The sequence below is a fragment of the Streptomyces sp. NBC_01320 genome, assembly GCF_035974375.1.
GTDB lineage: Bacteria > Actinomycetota > Actinomycetes > Streptomycetales > Streptomycetaceae > Streptomyces > Streptomyces yanii.
Genome location: NZ_CP108390.1, coordinates 2,222,957 through 2,238,227, shown reverse-complemented (window position 1 = coordinate 2,238,227; position 15,271 = coordinate 2,222,957). Strand labels below are relative to the sequence as shown.

The window sequence follows — 15,271 nt, the reverse complement described above, 5'->3', positions numbered from 1 at the left end:
TCTCGCAGTGCAAGGCCGCGGTGCCAGGGTGAGAGGTGCACCGGCAGCTTCGGTGAGGAGGAACCATGAATTCCAGTGACAGGGGTGGCCCGGTTCTCGGAGCGCTCGTGGCCGGGGTGGACGGTTCCGAGCCCGCCATGCGGGCCGTGCTGTGGGCTTCCGATGAAGCCCGACGGCGTGATCGTCCTCTGCACCTCGTCTACGCGGCCGACACGGACAGCCGGATGATCTACGCGTCCATGGAAACCATCGAGCAGGTACGGAACGCGGGTCGAGATCTTCTCGAGGAGACCGCAGCCATGGTGTCCGGGCGCTACCCCGGCCTGAAGGTGACGAAGGAGCTGAGCCGCCGTGAGCCGGTGGTGAGCCTGCACACCGCTGCGGGAAACCACGGCACGATCGTGGTGGGCAACCGTGGTCTCGGAGGTTTCAACTCACTGTTGCTCGGCTCGGTCGGCCTGAAGGTTGCTGCGGGTGCCAGGACGCCGGTGGTCGTGGTGCGCGGCACCGAAGGCGCTCCCGCGGCAGACGTTGTGGTGGCCGCCATCCACGACGAGCACGACGTGGACTGCGCACGCCACGCTGCGCGTGAGGCGGAGCTGCGCAAGGCGTCGTTGCGGCTTGTGCACGTATGGAACGTGCTGGAGTCGGTCGGGAATGTCGTGACGATGCTCGACGCCGTGGACGAGATGGCTCGCAACCACGTTCGCACGTTGATGGGAGTGACGGACCGTATCCGTGCCGACTTTCCAGGACTCACCGTGGAGGCGGATGCGGAGAAGAGCATGTCCGCCGCCGGTGTCCTGGTTGAGGCGACTCGGCACGCGGATCTGCTGATCATGGGTGGGCGGCGCTCGCCCGGGAACTTCGGCCCGACGCTCGGCCGGGTCACCCACAGCCTGCTGCACCATGCGAACTGCCCGGTCGAACTGATTCCGCGGCAGGGCAAGCGGACGACGGGTGAGTCGCAATGAACAGTGAGGAAGACAGCGGGACGCGCTGACTTCACCTGATTTCTCCCAGGATGCCCCGGCCTTCAGGTCGGGGAGGAATGGGTCCTTGGAGCGGAGCCGTGAAGCGGTGGAGTTCTCTGCGTACCTGCGGTGACCTGTGCTTTCGGGTGTTGATGCTCCTATTGGCTGTCAAGCGGCGGTTAGCCAGTCGCGGTAGGCGTTGGCGAGGGTGTGGTCACGGCGGGTGCCGCGTTCGATGCAGGAGATGACTGCGGGCCAGACGTTGAAGTGGTGGGCGGCGGCGGTGAGGGTGATTTTCTTGGCCTGGCGCGCGGGTCGCAGGTCGGCGATGGCGGGGACGGCCACCGCTGTGGTGAGGCAGCGGAAGACTTCCCGGGCGATCGCGCGTTTGAGGAGTCGGATGATCTCTTTCTTGGTCCGTCCGGCTTCGGTCTGCCTGGTCACGTAGTCGCGGGTGCGGCCATCGCTGGCCATCCGTACGAGGGCTATCCGGTAGAGAGCGGCGTTGGCGGCGCGGTCGCCGCCCCGGGAGAGACGGTGGCGGTTGGTTTTGCCGCTGGAGGCGGGTACGGGGGCGGCGCCGCACAGGGCTGCGAAGGATGCCTCGGTGCGCAGGCGTTCAGGGTTTCCGCCGGCTGTGACAAGGAGCTGGGCGGCGGTGTCGGGGCCGACGCCGTAGGCGGCGCGCAGGCCCGGATTCTGCTCGGTGACGGCGGCGTCCAGTGCCGCGGTGAGTGCGTCGTGCTCGGTGGTGAGGGCCTGGACGCGCTGGGCGAGGCTCTTCAGTGCGGTCAGGACGGCGACATGCAGCTGGTCGCCGGTGGGACGCAGGCGGGCGAGGGCGTTGATCTGCGTCTTGCCGTGCAGGGCACGGTACTTGGCGCGGATGCCGTCCGGGGCGGTGATGAGGATGTGGCCGATCTGGTTCAGGGTGGCGGTGCGGGCCTTGATCGCGGACCGGGCTGCGTTGTGGAGGGCGCGTATGCCGCTGACGGTGTCATCCTTCGGCGCGGCTGCCGCCCGTCCGGACAGGGCGGCGCGGGCGGCCGCGTAGGCGTCGATCGGATCGGACTTGCCGATCCGGCGGCGTTCGGCCTTGTCGGGCCGGTTGACCTCCACCACTGCCAGGCCCGCGTGGCGGGCGGCACGGGTGAATCCGAGGCCGTAGGAGGAGGTTCCCTCCACTCCGACGGCGGTCACGGTGCCGTGTGCGTTGAGGAACGCGATCGCCGCGGCGAAGCCGGCGGTCGTGGTCGGGAACTCGGCGTCGGTGACGTGGCCACCGTGGTCGGTGACGACCGCCACGTGGATCGTGTCCTTGTGGGAGTCGACTCCTCCGTACACGGTCTCGTGCGCTGTGTCCGTCATGCCCGCTGCTGTCATGCTGAAGGTGCCTTCCTAGCCGGAGGTGGCGCCCGGCCGGGTGGGGCAGACAGGACATTGAGGGGGCTTCTGACCAAGCTCCTATCAGGTCATGTTCCACCTGGCCGGAGCCATGAAGAACGGGTCCCGGCAGCCGGACAGAACAACCGGAGGACAGCCCAGCAGGGCGTCAGTCAGTGGTGGAGCCACGACCACCGGAACCCACTTACGAGTATCAATGTCAGTGGTCGGGGTTAGGTTGGACGGGTGAAGATTGTGGTGCAGGTGAAGCTGCTGCCGTCGCCCGAGGCGGCGGCGGTTTTGGCTGTGACCCTGCCTGCGTGCAATCGGGCGGCCGATGCCGTATCGGTGGTGGCTTACGAGACGGGCACCACGTCCCGCAACGCGTTGCAGAAGCTGGTCTACGCTCGTGTGAAGGCCGAGTTCGGGCTCGCTGCCCAACCGGCTGTCCGCACGGTGAAGAAGGTTGTTGACGCCTACGCGACGTTGCGTGCGAACATCCGGGCCGGGAACCTCGGCCCCGAGGGATCGAGGCGGCGCAGGCGTGCGGAGTCGAAGCCGGTTGTCTTCCGTCCCGATGCGGCTCAGCCGTATGACGACCGGATCCTGTCGTGGCAGCACGACGCGCAGACCGTCAGCATCTGGACCGTGGGCGGGCGGATCAAGGGCATCCGGTACACCGGGCACCCCGGCCAGTTGGCGATGCTGGCGAAGTACCGGCGAGGCGAGTCGGATCTCGTCCACCGTGACGGGAAGTGGTTCCTCATCGCGGTGTGCGAGGTCCCAGAAGCCGACCGGTTCGAGCCGGCGGACTGGATCGGGGTGGACCGGGGCATCGTGAACCTCGCGACCACATCGGACGGTGACAACTACCAGGGGCGGCGCCTCGGCCGGTACCGGCGCCGGCATGCGGCCAAGCGCGCCGAACTGCAGGCGAAGCAGAGCCGTTCGGCAACCCGCCGGGCCAAGCGCCGGGCAAAGAAGGAAGCCCGGCACGCCGCGCACATCAACCACAGGATCAGCAAGGAGATCGTGGCCGTCGCACAACGCACCGGACGCGGGATCGCCCTCGAAGAACTGAGCGGCATCCGTGACCGGGTACGGCCTTCCCGCGACCAGCGGGCCACGCTCTCCTCCTGGCCGTTCCACCAGCTCGAAGAACACCTGCGGTACAAGGCCCGGCGGGCCGGGGTACCGGTGATCGCGGTGGACGCCCGCTACACCTCGCAGATGTGTCCGCGTTGCGGACACACAGCGAGACACAACCGTCCCACCCGGGACGCCTTCTCCTGCCGTCGGTGCGGGCTCGCTGGCCCCGCCGATCACGTCGCCGGGGTCAACGTGCGCAACCGTGCACGCTCAGCGTGGGTTCTCGTCAACGGACCCGTACCACAAAGGGCTTGACCTCCCTGGCTGGTGGATGCGACCCGTGACCGCCCTGTCGTAGGGGGCAGTCGGGAGCGCGACAAGGTGTAGACGACTGAGCCAACAAGCTCGGTCGTTTACGACTCCGTTGGGAAATCCGCAAACCGGCTTCGTTGGCTTGCCGGGGTTGGCATGATCGTTCTGTTCGTCGGAGCGAGGGGGCTGGGTGTCGCTGGAGTTTCGGGACGACCGTGGGGTGCCGGAGCTGACTGCTCGGGTCGTGCGGGCGTCGTTTCCGAAGGGGACGCTGGCTGTCCGGGTGCGCGAAGTGCTTGGCCCGCTGTTCGAGGACGAATCCTTTGCTGAGGCGTTCGCAACGCGGGGACGTCCGGCGGTGTCACCGGGAGCACTGGCGCTGGTGTCGGTGCTGCAGTACGCCGAGGGCCACACCGACCGGCAAGCCGCTGACCAGGTGCGGGCCCGGATGGACTGGAAGTTTCTCCTCGGCCTGGAACTGGACGACCCGGGGTTCGACTTCTCTGTCCTCAGCGACTTCCGCGCCCGGCTGATCGAGCACGGCTTGGAGGAGAAGGTCCTTGACCTGGTCCTGGATCGGATCTCCGGCCTCGGGCTGCTGCGTTCCGGGGGGCGTCAGCGTACCGACTCCACCCATGTCCTCGCGGCCGTGCGGACGCTGAACCGGATGGAGTTCGTCGGCGAAACGCTGCGGGCGGCTCTGGAGGCGCTGGCCGCAGCCGCTCCGCACTGGCTGTCCCCGCTTGTGACCGCCGAGTGGGTGAAACGCTACGGGGCCCGGATCGACTCCTACCGCTTCCCCAAGGGCGACAATGTGCGCCAGGAGTGGGCCGAGCAGGTAGGCCGTGACGGCTTCACCATCCTGGGGGCCGTCCACGCGCCCGAGGCCCCGCGCTGGCTGCGGGAGATCCCCGCCGTCCAGGTCCTGCGCCGGGCCTGGGTGGAGCAGTACCACCGCGATGGTGAGGGGGTGCGCTGGCGGGAGGGCAAAGACCTCCCGCCGGGCAGACGCCGACTGTCCTCGCCCTATGACCCCGAAGCCCGCTACAGCGTCAAGCGGGGCTCAGGCTGGTGCGGCTACAAGACTCACCTGAGCGAGACCTGCGAGCCCAACGCCCCGCACCTGATCACCCATGTCGTCACTACGGACGCCACCGTCGCCGACACCGAGGTCACCGAGGTGGTCCACCAGGGCATGGCCGCACGTGAACTGCTGCCCGAGGAGCACGACGTGGACGCCGGCTACGTCACCGCCGCCCACATCCTGGCCGCCCGCAGGAAGCATGGCATCGAACTGCTCGGGCCGGTCGGCCTGGACACCCACCACAGCGGGCGCGATGCGCAGACACCGGACCTGACCCAGGCCGCCTTCCACACGAACTGGGAGGCCAGGAAGGTCATCTGCCCCCGGGGAGCAGCCAGCGTCAGCTGGTCCGAACAACGCAAAGCCAGCGGAACCCCGCTCGTCCGCGTGCACTTCGCACTCACCGACTGCGACCCATGCCCTCTGAGACCGAGGTGCACCAAGGCAGCCAACGGCAAGTGGGGCCGCAGCCTGACCCTGCTGCCCCGAGAACAGCAGCAGATCCTCGAACAACGACGCGCAGAGCAGCAAACCGACGCGTGGAAACAACGCTATGACACACGAGCCGGAGTGGAAGGCACCATCTCGCAAGCCGTCCGCCGCACCGGCATCCGCCGCACCCGCTACACCGGAGACTCTGCTGCGCAATTCCGTGCGGGGGTGAGGGTGGGCGCGCGATGATCGTTCGTGTGGTCGTTGTCCTGTCGTGCGGCCGTGGGGGTGGTGTGGATGTCGATGCGGCCGAAGGGGCTGCCGGAAGTCCCGGAGCAGACCGTGCTGGTGGCGCGGGCGGCGTTCCCGCGGGGGAGCCTGGCGATGCGGGTGCGAGACCGGCTCGCGGAGGTCTTCGCGGACGAGCCGTTCGCGTCGGCGTTCGGGGTGCGTGGGGCTCCGGGTCTGTCTCCGGGGGTGTTGTGCCTGGTCACGGTGTTGCAGTTCGCGGAGGATCTGACCGATCGGCAGGCCGCGGCGATGGCGGTGCGGGCGATCGACTGGAAGTACGCGCTCGGGGCGGAGCTGACGGACACCGGCTTCGATGCCAGCGTGCTGAGCAGGTTCCGTTCCCGGCTGGTCGGCAACGGCATGGAACGGGTGATCTTCGATCGTCTCCTTGAGTACTGCCAGGAGGAGGGGCTGGTCGCGGCCGGGGGCAAGCAGCGGACCGATTCCACCCATGTGATCAGTGCGGTGCGGGACTTGAACCGCCTCGAGCTGGCTGGGGAGAGTGTGCGGGCGGCGTTGGAGGCCCTGGCTGTCGCGGCGCCGTCGTGGCTGGCCGGACAGGTCGATGTCGCCGAGTTCGCTCACCGGTACGGGCCGCGGGTGGACGGCGGCGCAGAGGTTGTCAATTCCTTTGTGTATGTCGTGATGCGTGTTCTTGCTGGTCGGGCCCGTGGGGTGGTTACTGAGGGTGATCTTGCTGGGGTCAGAGGGGGAGGCGGTCAGGGAAGGCGAGCATGAAGTGGTTCATGGCGCGCTTCCAGCCGAGGGTGCCGGTGCCCCGGACGCGGCCTTGGGGGATGGGGCCGTCGCCGTCGATGTGCCGGCCCTCGATGCGGCGGATGCCGAGGTAGAGGAGCTTGATGGCGGCGTCGTCGGAGGGGAAGTGGCCGCGGGTCTTGGTGATCTTGCGGAGCTGGTAGTTCAGGGATTCGATCGCGTTGGTGGTGTAGATCACTCGACGGATGTCGCGGTCGAAGGCGAGGAAGGGGATGAAATCCTCCCAGGCCCGCTCCCAACTGGCAATCAAACCAGGGTAGTTCTTGCCGTAGTTCGCCCTCAGCTCGTCCAGGGCGGACAGCGCCTCGGACTCGGTCGCGGCCGTGTAGATGGGTTTGAGGGCGGCGGCGACCTTCTTGCGGTCGCTGTAGGAGACGTACTTCATCGACGCCCGGATCAGGTGGGTCACACAGGTCTGGACCAGGACTTTGTCCCAGACGGTGTTGATGGCCTCGGGCAGGCCGGTCAGGCCGTCGCAGCACACGATCAGCGCATCGCGCAGGCCGCGGTTCTTCAGCTGGCTGAGCACGTTCAGCCAGAACTTCGAGCCTTCGGTGTCCTGGATCCAGATGCCCAGGACGTTCTTGATGCCGTCGACGTCGACGCCGATGACCAGGTGGGCGGACTTGTTGGTGACCATGCCGCCGTCGCGGACCTTCACGCTGAGTGCGTCGATATAGAGGATGGGATAGACCTCGTCAACTGGCCTGTTCTGCCAGGCAGTTATCTCATCGGCCACCACATCAGTGATCTTGGAGACCAGGGCCGGGGAGACCTCGGAGCCGTAGACCTCCTTCAGATGCGCGGTGATGTCGCGGGTGGTCATGCCGCGGGCGTAGAGGGACAGGATCATGTCGTCGACCTGGGCCAGGCGCCGTCGCCCCTTGGGCACGATGACCGGCTCGAAGGCGGCCTTGCGGTCCCTGGGCACGTCCACCGTGACCGGCCCCGCCGTCGTGGTGAGTGTCTTGGGGAAGCTGCCGTTGCGGGAGTTCCCGCTGCCCCGACCGGCCGGGTCGCCGGCCTCGTAGCCCAGGTGGTCGGCCATCTCGACCTGCAGAGCCCGCTCCAGGACCGCCTTCATCATCTGCTGCAGCAGCCCGCCGGCCCCGTCGATGCCGACCCCGGCCTCCTCCGCGTCCGCCAGCATCCGGTCGATCGCCGCAGGCGACAGTGCCCCCGCCAGGCGTCGGGCGGCCTCCTCACGGCTGTCCATGGGCGCGGCCTGCGGGCTGATCTCGTTCATCAAGTCACTCACTGTGTGTCACAAACTCCAGGTCAGGACGGGCCCGACCAGCACCCAGCAAGACCATCACTTACACATAGGAGTGAACACCCTCCTGGCGCATGCCCGCCTCGCAGACGAAACGCGACCGGCTCGCGCAGGTCTTCGGCCAGGACGCGCTGGCGTTGTGCCGGGCGGCCTGGTCACCCGGCACACCCCCATGGATCCGTGAGATCGAGTCCGTACAGATCCTGCGGCAGATCCTCGTCCAGACCTACTGCCTGAGCACCGACACCAGGGGACGGGAGGTGATCAAGAAGCGGGCCGCCGACGACGAGGGTGTCCCGCCCGGTCATCGCCGCCTCGCCTCCCCCTACGACGCGGACGCACGCTGGGCGGCCAAGGGCGAGGATCTGTTCTGGATGGGCTACAAGGTCCACCTCACCGAGACCTGCGACACTCCCACCGAAGCCGAAGCCGAAGCCGGTGTTCGGGCGGCACCGAATCTGATCACGGACGTGTGCACCACAGATGCCACCGTGCCCGATGTGAAAGCGACCGCCCCGGTCCAACAACGCCTGGCCGAGCACGGCATCAGGCCCGCCGAGCACTACCTCGACTCCGGCTATCCATCCGCCGACCTCATCGCCGCCGCGCTGAAACAGGGCACCCATATGGTCACCCCGGTCCTGCTGGATCATTCCACCCAGGCCAAGGCCCACGCCGGCTTCGACAAGAGCGCCTTCACCATCAACTGGAAGGCCCGCCAGGTCCGCTGCCCCGCCGGCAAGACCAGCGCGCACTGGAACCCCGTGAAACAGCACGGAACGGACGCGATCGTCATCACCTTCGGCGTCCGCACCTGCCGCCCCTGCCCCTTCCGGGACCAGTGCACCAGCTCCGCGAAAGGCCGCCGCATGCTCACCCTGCGCCCCAGAGAGCCAGAAGAAGCCCTCACCCAGGCCCGCGCCGAGCAGAAGACCGAGACCTGGAAGGCCAAGTACGCCCTGCGAGCGGGCGTGGAAGGCACTATCAATCAAGCCCTCGACATCACCGGCATACGCCGGGCCCGCTACCGCGGCCTACCGAAAGTCCGCCTCCAACACGCCTTCTCCGCCACCGCGCTCAACGTCATCAGACTCGACGCCCACTGGACCGGACACGACCAGCATCACACCCGCAGCAGCCGCCTCGAACGCCTCGCCTACCGACTCACAGCCTGACTCAGGAATTGCGCAGCAGAGTCACCGGACTACCCAAAACCCACCTCGGCAACGTCCTCGCCGCCACCGCGATCAACATCATCCGCCTCGACGCCTGGCTCACCGGCACCCCACTCGGCAAGACCAGAACCTCCCACCTGGCCCGCCTCGAACTCGCCGCTTAAAACCACGGACACGCAACCGGTTTGCGGATTTCCCAACGGAGTCGTTTACGGCCGAGAAGTTGACGTCTCTCGACGCCGCGGCCGACGGCGGTGGTGCCGACCGTACTCTTCCAGCCATGGTCGTACTCGGCCTCGCCTTCGAGTACACCGTTGACGTACAGCCGGACAAGTCCCGCGGCGGGGTCGTCGACGACGGAGCTGGTACCAGGTGCCGGTCTCGGGTGCAAAGGTTGCGCCCGCGACGGCGGCGGCGTTGTTCGCTTCGGTGGAGTCGGCGGGGAGGCGGGTGAAGGCGAAGACGCCGGTGTCGGCGCGGAGCTGGAGGTAGAAGGCGCTCACGGCAGCACCGTCGGCGGAGACGAAGGTCTGGTATCCGCCGGTACGGCTCAGGCGCACCCAGGCGGCGACGGAGAAGGCGGCCGAGGTGTCGACGACTGTGCCCGCGTGTTCGGCGTAGCCGATTGCCGTCGTGTCGAGGCGGTACGCGCCGGTCTTGGCGGCGCCCCAGGCTGCCGCGCCGGTCAGGGTGACGGTGCACAGCCGTTGCCCGAGGTGTCGGCGGGGCTGGTGCCCGTCCCCTCGTCGAAGGCCCAGTGGGCTGCGGGGGCAGGGAGCGCTTCGGCTGCCGCGGCGGGGGCTGCGACGCCTCCGAGTGCGTACGCGAACGTTACGGCCGTCGCGGCGGCCATCAAGGTGCGGCGGCTCATGTGGTGATCGGTCATACGTGGTGCTCCTCAAGCTCGATATGCGGGTTCGAGATTTCGGACGCTTCTCGGTATGTCGACCGGCGGGAGCCTGCCGTCCCGTACGCCCCTCGTCAACACCACGCCGCACCGATGAAATCGACCGGTGCCGGGCCATTGACGATGCACGCTGTCCGCGACTACGTTCACGCCAGCATTTCGAACATGTGACGAAATACCGAACAGCTTCGGGGGTAACTGCCTTGCGCATGACGGGAATCACCACCCACGTCGCCGGAACGCCCAGTGGCGCCCGCGCCCGGGTGCCGCTCCACACCGACGAGGGTGTCATCGGCGTCGGAGGGGCCCGGTCCGATCGAGCCCGTATCGCTTGTCGCCCATGAACTGGCCCTGGAGGGGCTCTCGCGCGCCATCGTCGTGGTGGGCAGGGGTGATCCCGAGGCCGGCGCGGTCCCGCTGTGCTCGTCGTGGCAGACCCGTGCCGTTGTTGCCGAACCATGTACGAAATATCGAACAATCATGGGGGGTCACGTGACCACTGCCTCAGGAGCCCGCCGTCCCGGCGAATCCGCCCTCGCCGCGCTCGGCCTCGCCGCGCCCGCCGACAATCCTGCCGACTCCTCCCCGCACGCCTTCCCCGACGGCGGCACCTGGCGCACCGAGATCCCCTCGGTGGAGGGCCCCGAGGCGCTCGCCGTCGTACTGAAGGAGTCCTCGCGCCTCGATGTCCCCGTCCACCGCATCAGTCAGGGCAGCGGTGTCTGGATGCTCACCGACGCCGAGATCATCGAGATGGTGGAGGCCTGCGCCGAGCGCGACATCGAGCTCTGCTTGTTCACCGGACCGCGCGGCACCTGGGACATCGGCGGCTCCACGCGTACGGACTCGGGCGGCGCCGGCCTGCGCGCCCGCGGCCACGACGCGCTCGCCGGCTGTGTCGAAGATGCCCTGCGCGCAACGGAGCTGGGCGTCACCTGCCTGCTCGTCGCCGATGAGGGCGTGCTCTGGACGCTCCACCGGCTGCGGGCACGCGGCGTGCTGCCCGCCGACACCACCTTCAAGGTCTCCGCGCTGATCGGGCCGGTCAACCCGGCCTCCTACGCGGTCTATGAGCAGCTGGGCGCGGACTCGATCAACATCCCCTCCGACCTGACGCTCGCTCATTTCACCGAGATCCGGCGTGCCTCCGCGACCCCCATGGACCTCTACATCGAGGCCCCGGACGACCTCGGCGGTTACGTCCGGATGTACGAGGCGGCCGAGCTGATCAGGCGCGGCGCCCCGATCTATCTCAAGACCGCGCGCGAACGAGTCCGCCGCGGCCGTCTTGCGCTCGACCTGCTGGCCCGGCACGGGGCCGAGGTCGGAATGTCACCGCTCGGTTCCCGGCTGCCGGGCACCCTTCGCCGCTTCCCTGTTCTCGACGATGAGACCAACAAGGACTGATGACCATGAGAATCCGTACCATCACGACGGCTGCTGTCGCCTCCCTCACCCTGTGCCTCTCCCTCACCGCCTGCGGTCAGAGCAGTTCGGGCGGCAGCAAGGACACCGGCGCGGAGAGCGCCAAGGGCGGCACCGTCGGCATCGCCATGCCCACCCAGTCCTCCGAGCGGTGGATCGCCGACGGCAAGAACGTGGTCAAGGACCTGCAGGCGGCCGGTTACAAGACCAAGCTGCAGTTCGGCGAGGACGACCCCGACACCCAGGTCTCGCAGATCGAGAACATGATCACCCAGGGCGTCAAAGCCCTCGTCATCGCGGCCATTGACAACAAGTCGCTGAACAACGTGCTGCAACAGGCCGCCGACGCCCATATCCCGGTGATCTCCTACGACCGGCTCATCCTCGGCACCGACCATGTCGACTACTACGCCTCGTTCGACAACGAGAAGGTCGGCACGCTCCAGGGCACCTACATCGTGCAGAAGCTGGGGCTCGCAGACGGCAGCAAGAAGGGGCCCTTCAACATCGAGCTGTTCGCCGGCTCCAACGACGACAACAACACCCAGTACTTCTTCAACGGCGCGATGAAGGTCCTCCAGCCGTACATCGACAAGAAGCAGCTGGTCGTCAAGTCCGGCCAGACCAAGCTCAATCAGGTCACCACCCTGCGCTGGGACGGCGGCACCGCGCAGAAGCGCATGGACGACCTGCTGACGTCCTCGTACACCTCGGGCCGGGTGGACGCGGTGCTCTCGCCGTACGACGGCATTTCGATCGGCATCCTGTCCTCGCTGCGCTCCGACCACTACGGCACGGCGAGCAAGCCGTGGCCGATCGTCACCGGTCAGGACGCCGAGGTCGCCTCGGTGAAGTCGATCATCAAGGGCGAGCAGAACCAGACAGTCTACAAGGACATCCGCAAGCTTGCCGAGGTCGCCACCAACATGGTGGACGCGGCGCTGAGCGGCAAGAAGCCCGAGATCAACGACACCACCTCGTACAACAACGGGAAGAAGACCGTGCCTTCGTTCCTGCTGCAGCCGGTGAGTGTCGACAAGGGCAACTACACCAAGGAGCTCATCGACACCGGCTACTACACGGCCGACGACCTCAAGTGACCCACCAGGTCTCTCAGACCGACCGGCAAATGGAGGGCGGCGTCGCGGGGCCCGGCACGCACATCTGCGGCGTTGTCGTCAGTCAACAACTCCCCCATAGCCCTGAAGGGGCATGGGAGGGGCCCCCTTCGGGTTGCCTCCCTCCTCCGCCTTGCAGCTGCACGCACCGGACCCCGCTCCTTCTCCCACCCTCCCTTTGCCGGTCGGTCTCAGTCCCATCAGTAGCGGCAACGCAGATCAGAAAGGCACGACCATGGCGGGACCCGTCCTGGACATGCGCTCGATCGTCAAGAACTTTCCCGGCGTCAAGGCGCTCTCCGACGTCTCCCTGACCGTTCGCCAGGGCGAGGTCCACGCCATCTGCGGGGAGAACGGCGCCGGCAAGTCGACCCTCATGAAGGTTCTCTCCGGCGTGCACCCGCACGGGAGTTACGAAGGGGAGATCCTCTTCCAGGGCGAGCCCTGCCACTTCAAGGACATCAAGGCGAGCGAACAGCGTGGCATCGTGATCATCCACCAGGAGCTCGCCCTCGTGCCCTACCTCTCCCTCGCGGAGAACATCTTCCTCGGCAACGAGCATGCCGAGCACGGCGTGATCAATTGGCGCGACACCCTGCGGCACGCCACCGAGCTGCTGAGGCGGGTCGGTCTGAGCGATCACCCGGAGACCCGGGTCGCGGACATCGGCGTCGGCAAGCAGCAGCTCGTGGAGATCGCCAAGGCGCTCTCCAAGGAGGTGAAGCTGCTGATCCTCGACGAGCCGACGGCCGCGCTCAACGACGAGGACAGCGGTAAACTCCTCGACCTCATGCTGGAGTTGAAGACCCAGGGCATCACCTCGATCATCATCTCGCACAAGCTCAACGAGATCGAGCGGGTCGCCGACTCGGTGACCATCCTCCGCGACGGCCGCTCCATCGAAACCCTGGACGTGAAGGCCGCTCAGACCACCGAGGAGCGGATCATCCACGGCATGGTCGGCCGCGACCTCGAACACCGCTTCCCCGAGCGCACCCCGCACGAGGCGGAGGCGGGCAGCGCCCCGGCGCTGGAGATCCGCGACTGGACCGTACGCCACCCGATCGACCAGCAGCGCAAGGTCGTCGACTCGGTGTCGATCCAGGTGCGGCGGGGCGAGATCGTCGGCATCGCGGGCCTGATGGGTGCGGGCCGCACCGAGCTCGCGATGAGCGTCTTCGGCCGTACGTACGGGCGTTACGCGGGCGGCACGGTCCTCAAGGACGGCAAGGAGATCCGTACGAAAACCGTCCCCGAGGCGGTCGCGCACGGCATCGCGTACGTCACCGAGGACCGCAAGCACTACGGGCTCAACCTCATCGACACCATCACCCGCAACATCACTCTGAGCGCCCTGCCCAAGGTTGCCGGCCGCGGGATCGTCGACGAACACGGGGAGCGCAAGGTCGCCGAGGGCTTCCGCACGAGCATGAACATCAAGGCGCCGAACGTCTTCGAACGGGTCGGCAGGCTGTCGGGCGGCAATCAGCAGAAGGTGGTCCTCAGCAAGTGGATCTTCGCGGGTCCCGATGTGCTGATCCTGGACGAGCCGACCCGCGGTATCGACGTGGGCGCCAAATACGAGATCTACACCGTGATCGACAGGCTGGCAGCCGAGGGCAAGGCGGTCGTCTTCATCTCCTCCGAGCTCCCCGAACTGCTCGGTATGTGCGACCGCATCTACACGATGGCCGCCGGCCGGCTCACCGGAGAAGTCGCGCGGGCCGAGGCCACGCAGGAAGTGCTGATGCGCCAGATGACCAAGGACAAGAGGGAAGAGCGATGAGCGCGAATCTGACCGCCAACACCCCGACGGCGGCCCCGTCCGGCGGCAAGGACAAGGCCGGGGACAGCCTCCTGCAGCTGATGCTGGACGGGCTGCGCCGCAATATGCGCCAGTACGGCATGCTCATCGCCCTCGGCCTGATCGTCGTCCTGTTCGCCGTCTGGACCAGCGGCGACCTGCTGCTGCCGCGCAACGTCTCCAACCTGGTGCTGCAGAACAGCTACATCCTGATTCTCGCGATCGGCATGATGCTCGTCATCATCGCCGGCCACATCGACCTCTCGGTCGGCTCGCTCACGGCTTTCGTCGGAGCGGCGGCCGCGGTGCTGATGGTCGACCACGAGATGGCCTGGCCGCTGGCCGTGGTGCTGGTGCTGCTGCTCGGTGCCGTCGCGGGAGCGATGCAGGGCTACTTGATCGCGTATCTGGGCATACCGTCGTTCATCGTCACCCTCGCCGGAATGCTCCTCTTCCGAGGTCTGACGGAGATCTTCCTGAAGGGCCAGACGGTCGGCCCGTTCCCGGACGGCCTGCAGACGGTCGCCAACGGCTTCCTGCCCGCGGTCGGACCGGACACCAACTACCACAACTTGACCCTGCTGCTGGGGCTCGCGCTGATCGCCTTCGTGGTCTACCAGGAGGTACGCGACCGCAAGCGGCAGCAGGAGTTCGCGCTGGACGTCCTGCCCGCCAAACTGTTCGCCCTCAAGCTGACCGCGCTGATCGCCGCGGTCCTCACCGTCACCATGCTGCTGGCCAGCTACAACGGCGCACCGGTGGTGCTGTTGATCCTCGGTGTCCTGGTCGTCGGCTTCGGTTATGTGATGCGCAACGCGATCATCGGCCGTCATGTGTACGCGATCGGCGGCAACCTCCCCGCGGCCAAGCTGTCCGGTGTCAAGGACAAGAAGGTCGTCTTCCTGGTCTTCCTGAACATGGGAATGATGGCCGCCCTGGCCGGCCTGGTCTTCGCGGCCCGCTTCAACGCCGCCTCCCCCAAGGCCGGCATCAACTTCGAACTGGAGGCGATCGCGGCCTCGTTCATCGGTGGTGCGTCCATGAGCGGCGGCGTCGGCACCGTGCTGGGCGCGATCATCGGCGGGCTGGTGCTGGGCGTGCTCAACAACGGCATGAACCTCGTCGGGGTCGGCTCCGACTGGCAGCAGGTCATCAAGGGCCTGGTGCTGCTGGCGGCGGTCGGCTTCGACGTGTGGAACAAGCGCAAGGTCGGTTCGTAAGGGCTTG

13 protein-coding genes are annotated in these 15,271 nt (G+C 67.3%); 10 read left to right on the top strand and 3 right to left on the bottom strand.

Annotated elements, in window-relative coordinates; all coding sequences use genetic code 11:
* The first annotated feature begins 65 nt into the window (after window positions 1–65).
* Complete coding sequence (locus OG395_RS10645) at window positions 66–974, top strand: universal stress protein (protein ID WP_327242668.1); 909 nt, start codon at window positions 66–68, stop codon at window positions 972–974.
* A 168-nt stretch (window positions 975–1,142) separates the two neighbouring features.
* Here OG395_RS10645 and OG395_RS10640 read toward each other — a convergent pair whose 3' ends face one another.
* Window positions 1,143–2,342: an IS110 family transposase gene (locus OG395_RS10640; protein WP_327242667.1), complete on the bottom strand. Its 1,200-nt coding sequence runs from the start codon at window positions 2,340–2,342 to the stop codon at window positions 1,143–1,145.
* 261 nt (window positions 2,343–2,603) lie between these two features.
* Between OG395_RS10640 and OG395_RS10635 the strand changes: the two genes are divergently transcribed.
* The 3 genes from OG395_RS10635 to OG395_RS10625 all read left to right on the top strand — a co-directional run bounded on the left by OG395_RS10635 (window position 2,604) and on the right by OG395_RS10625 (window position 6,303).
* A complete protein-coding gene (locus tag OG395_RS10635) occupies window positions 2,604–3,761 on the top strand; it encodes an RNA-guided endonuclease InsQ/TnpB family protein (RefSeq protein WP_327242666.1) in 1,158 nt (385 codons plus the stop codon).
* 187 nt (window positions 3,762–3,948) lie between these two features.
* Window positions 3,949–5,523 (top strand): IS1182 family transposase, encoded by a 1,575-nt coding sequence (locus OG395_RS10630; protein ID WP_327242665.1) that lies wholly within the window; start codon window positions 3,949–3,951, stop codon window positions 5,521–5,523.
* Window positions 5,524–5,571: 48 nt separating this feature from the next.
* Window positions 5,572–6,303, top strand: coding sequence for a transposase (locus tag OG395_RS10625; RefSeq protein WP_327242664.1), 732 nt, complete (start codon window positions 5,572–5,574; stop codon window positions 6,301–6,303).
* Here the strand turns inward: OG395_RS10625 and OG395_RS10620 are convergent.
* Window positions 6,269–7,588, bottom strand: a complete 1,320-nt coding sequence (locus OG395_RS10620) for an IS256 family transposase (RefSeq protein ID WP_442818538.1) — start codon at window positions 7,586–7,588, stop codon at window positions 6,269–6,271. The two genes, OG395_RS10625 and OG395_RS10620, sit on opposite strands and share 35 nt — an antisense overlap.
* A gap of 101 nt (window positions 7,589–7,689) precedes the next feature.
* On the opposite strand from OG395_RS10620, the gene OG395_RS10615 reads away from it, so the two are divergent.
* Both OG395_RS10615 and OG395_RS10610 read left to right on the top strand, forming a co-directional pair.
* Entirely contained in the window at window positions 7,690–8,790 is a 1,101-nt protein-coding gene (locus OG395_RS10615) for a transposase (protein WP_327242663.1), read from the top strand.
* 8 nt (window positions 8,791–8,798) lie between these two features.
* Window positions 8,799–8,954 (top strand): hypothetical protein, encoded by a 156-nt coding sequence (locus OG395_RS10610; protein ID WP_327242662.1) that lies wholly within the window; start codon window positions 8,799–8,801, stop codon window positions 8,952–8,954.
* A gap of 521 nt (window positions 8,955–9,475) precedes the next feature.
* Here the strand turns inward: OG395_RS10610 and OG395_RS10605 are convergent.
* Window positions 9,476–9,676 carry a hypothetical protein gene (locus tag OG395_RS10605; protein WP_327242661.1) on the bottom strand — a complete coding sequence of 67 codons (201 nt, stop codon included), beginning with the start codon at window positions 9,674–9,676 and terminating at the stop codon, window positions 9,476–9,478.
* A 513-nt stretch (window positions 9,677–10,189) separates the two neighbouring features.
* On the opposite strand from OG395_RS10605, the gene OG395_RS10600 reads away from it, so the two are divergent.
* The 4 genes from OG395_RS10600 to mmsB all read left to right on the top strand — a co-directional run bounded on the left by OG395_RS10600 (window position 10,190) and on the right by mmsB (window position 15,264).
* Window positions 10,190–11,104, top strand: coding sequence for a hypothetical protein (locus OG395_RS10600; protein WP_327242660.1), 915 nt, complete (start codon window positions 10,190–10,192; stop codon window positions 11,102–11,104).
* Window positions 11,104–12,222 (top strand): multiple monosaccharide ABC transporter substrate-binding protein, encoded by a 1,119-nt coding sequence (gene chvE / locus OG395_RS10595; protein ID WP_442818537.1) that lies wholly within the window; start codon window positions 11,104–11,106, stop codon window positions 12,220–12,222. Before OG395_RS10600 ends, chvE begins: the two co-directional genes overlap by 1 nt.
* A 253-nt stretch (window positions 12,223–12,475) precedes the next feature.
* A complete protein-coding gene (gene mmsA / locus OG395_RS10590) occupies window positions 12,476–14,026 on the top strand; it encodes a multiple monosaccharide ABC transporter ATP-binding protein (protein ID WP_327242658.1) in 1,551 nt (516 codons plus the stop codon).
* The gene (mmsB, locus tag OG395_RS10585; RefSeq protein ID WP_327242657.1) at window positions 14,023–15,264 is read left to right on the top strand and encodes a multiple monosaccharide ABC transporter permease; all 1,242 of its coding nucleotides are present in this window, start codon (window positions 14,023–14,025) and stop codon (window positions 15,262–15,264) included. The genes mmsA and mmsB overlap by 4 nt, the downstream gene beginning before the upstream one ends.
* The last annotated feature ends 7 nt before the right edge of the window (window positions 15,265–15,271 follow it).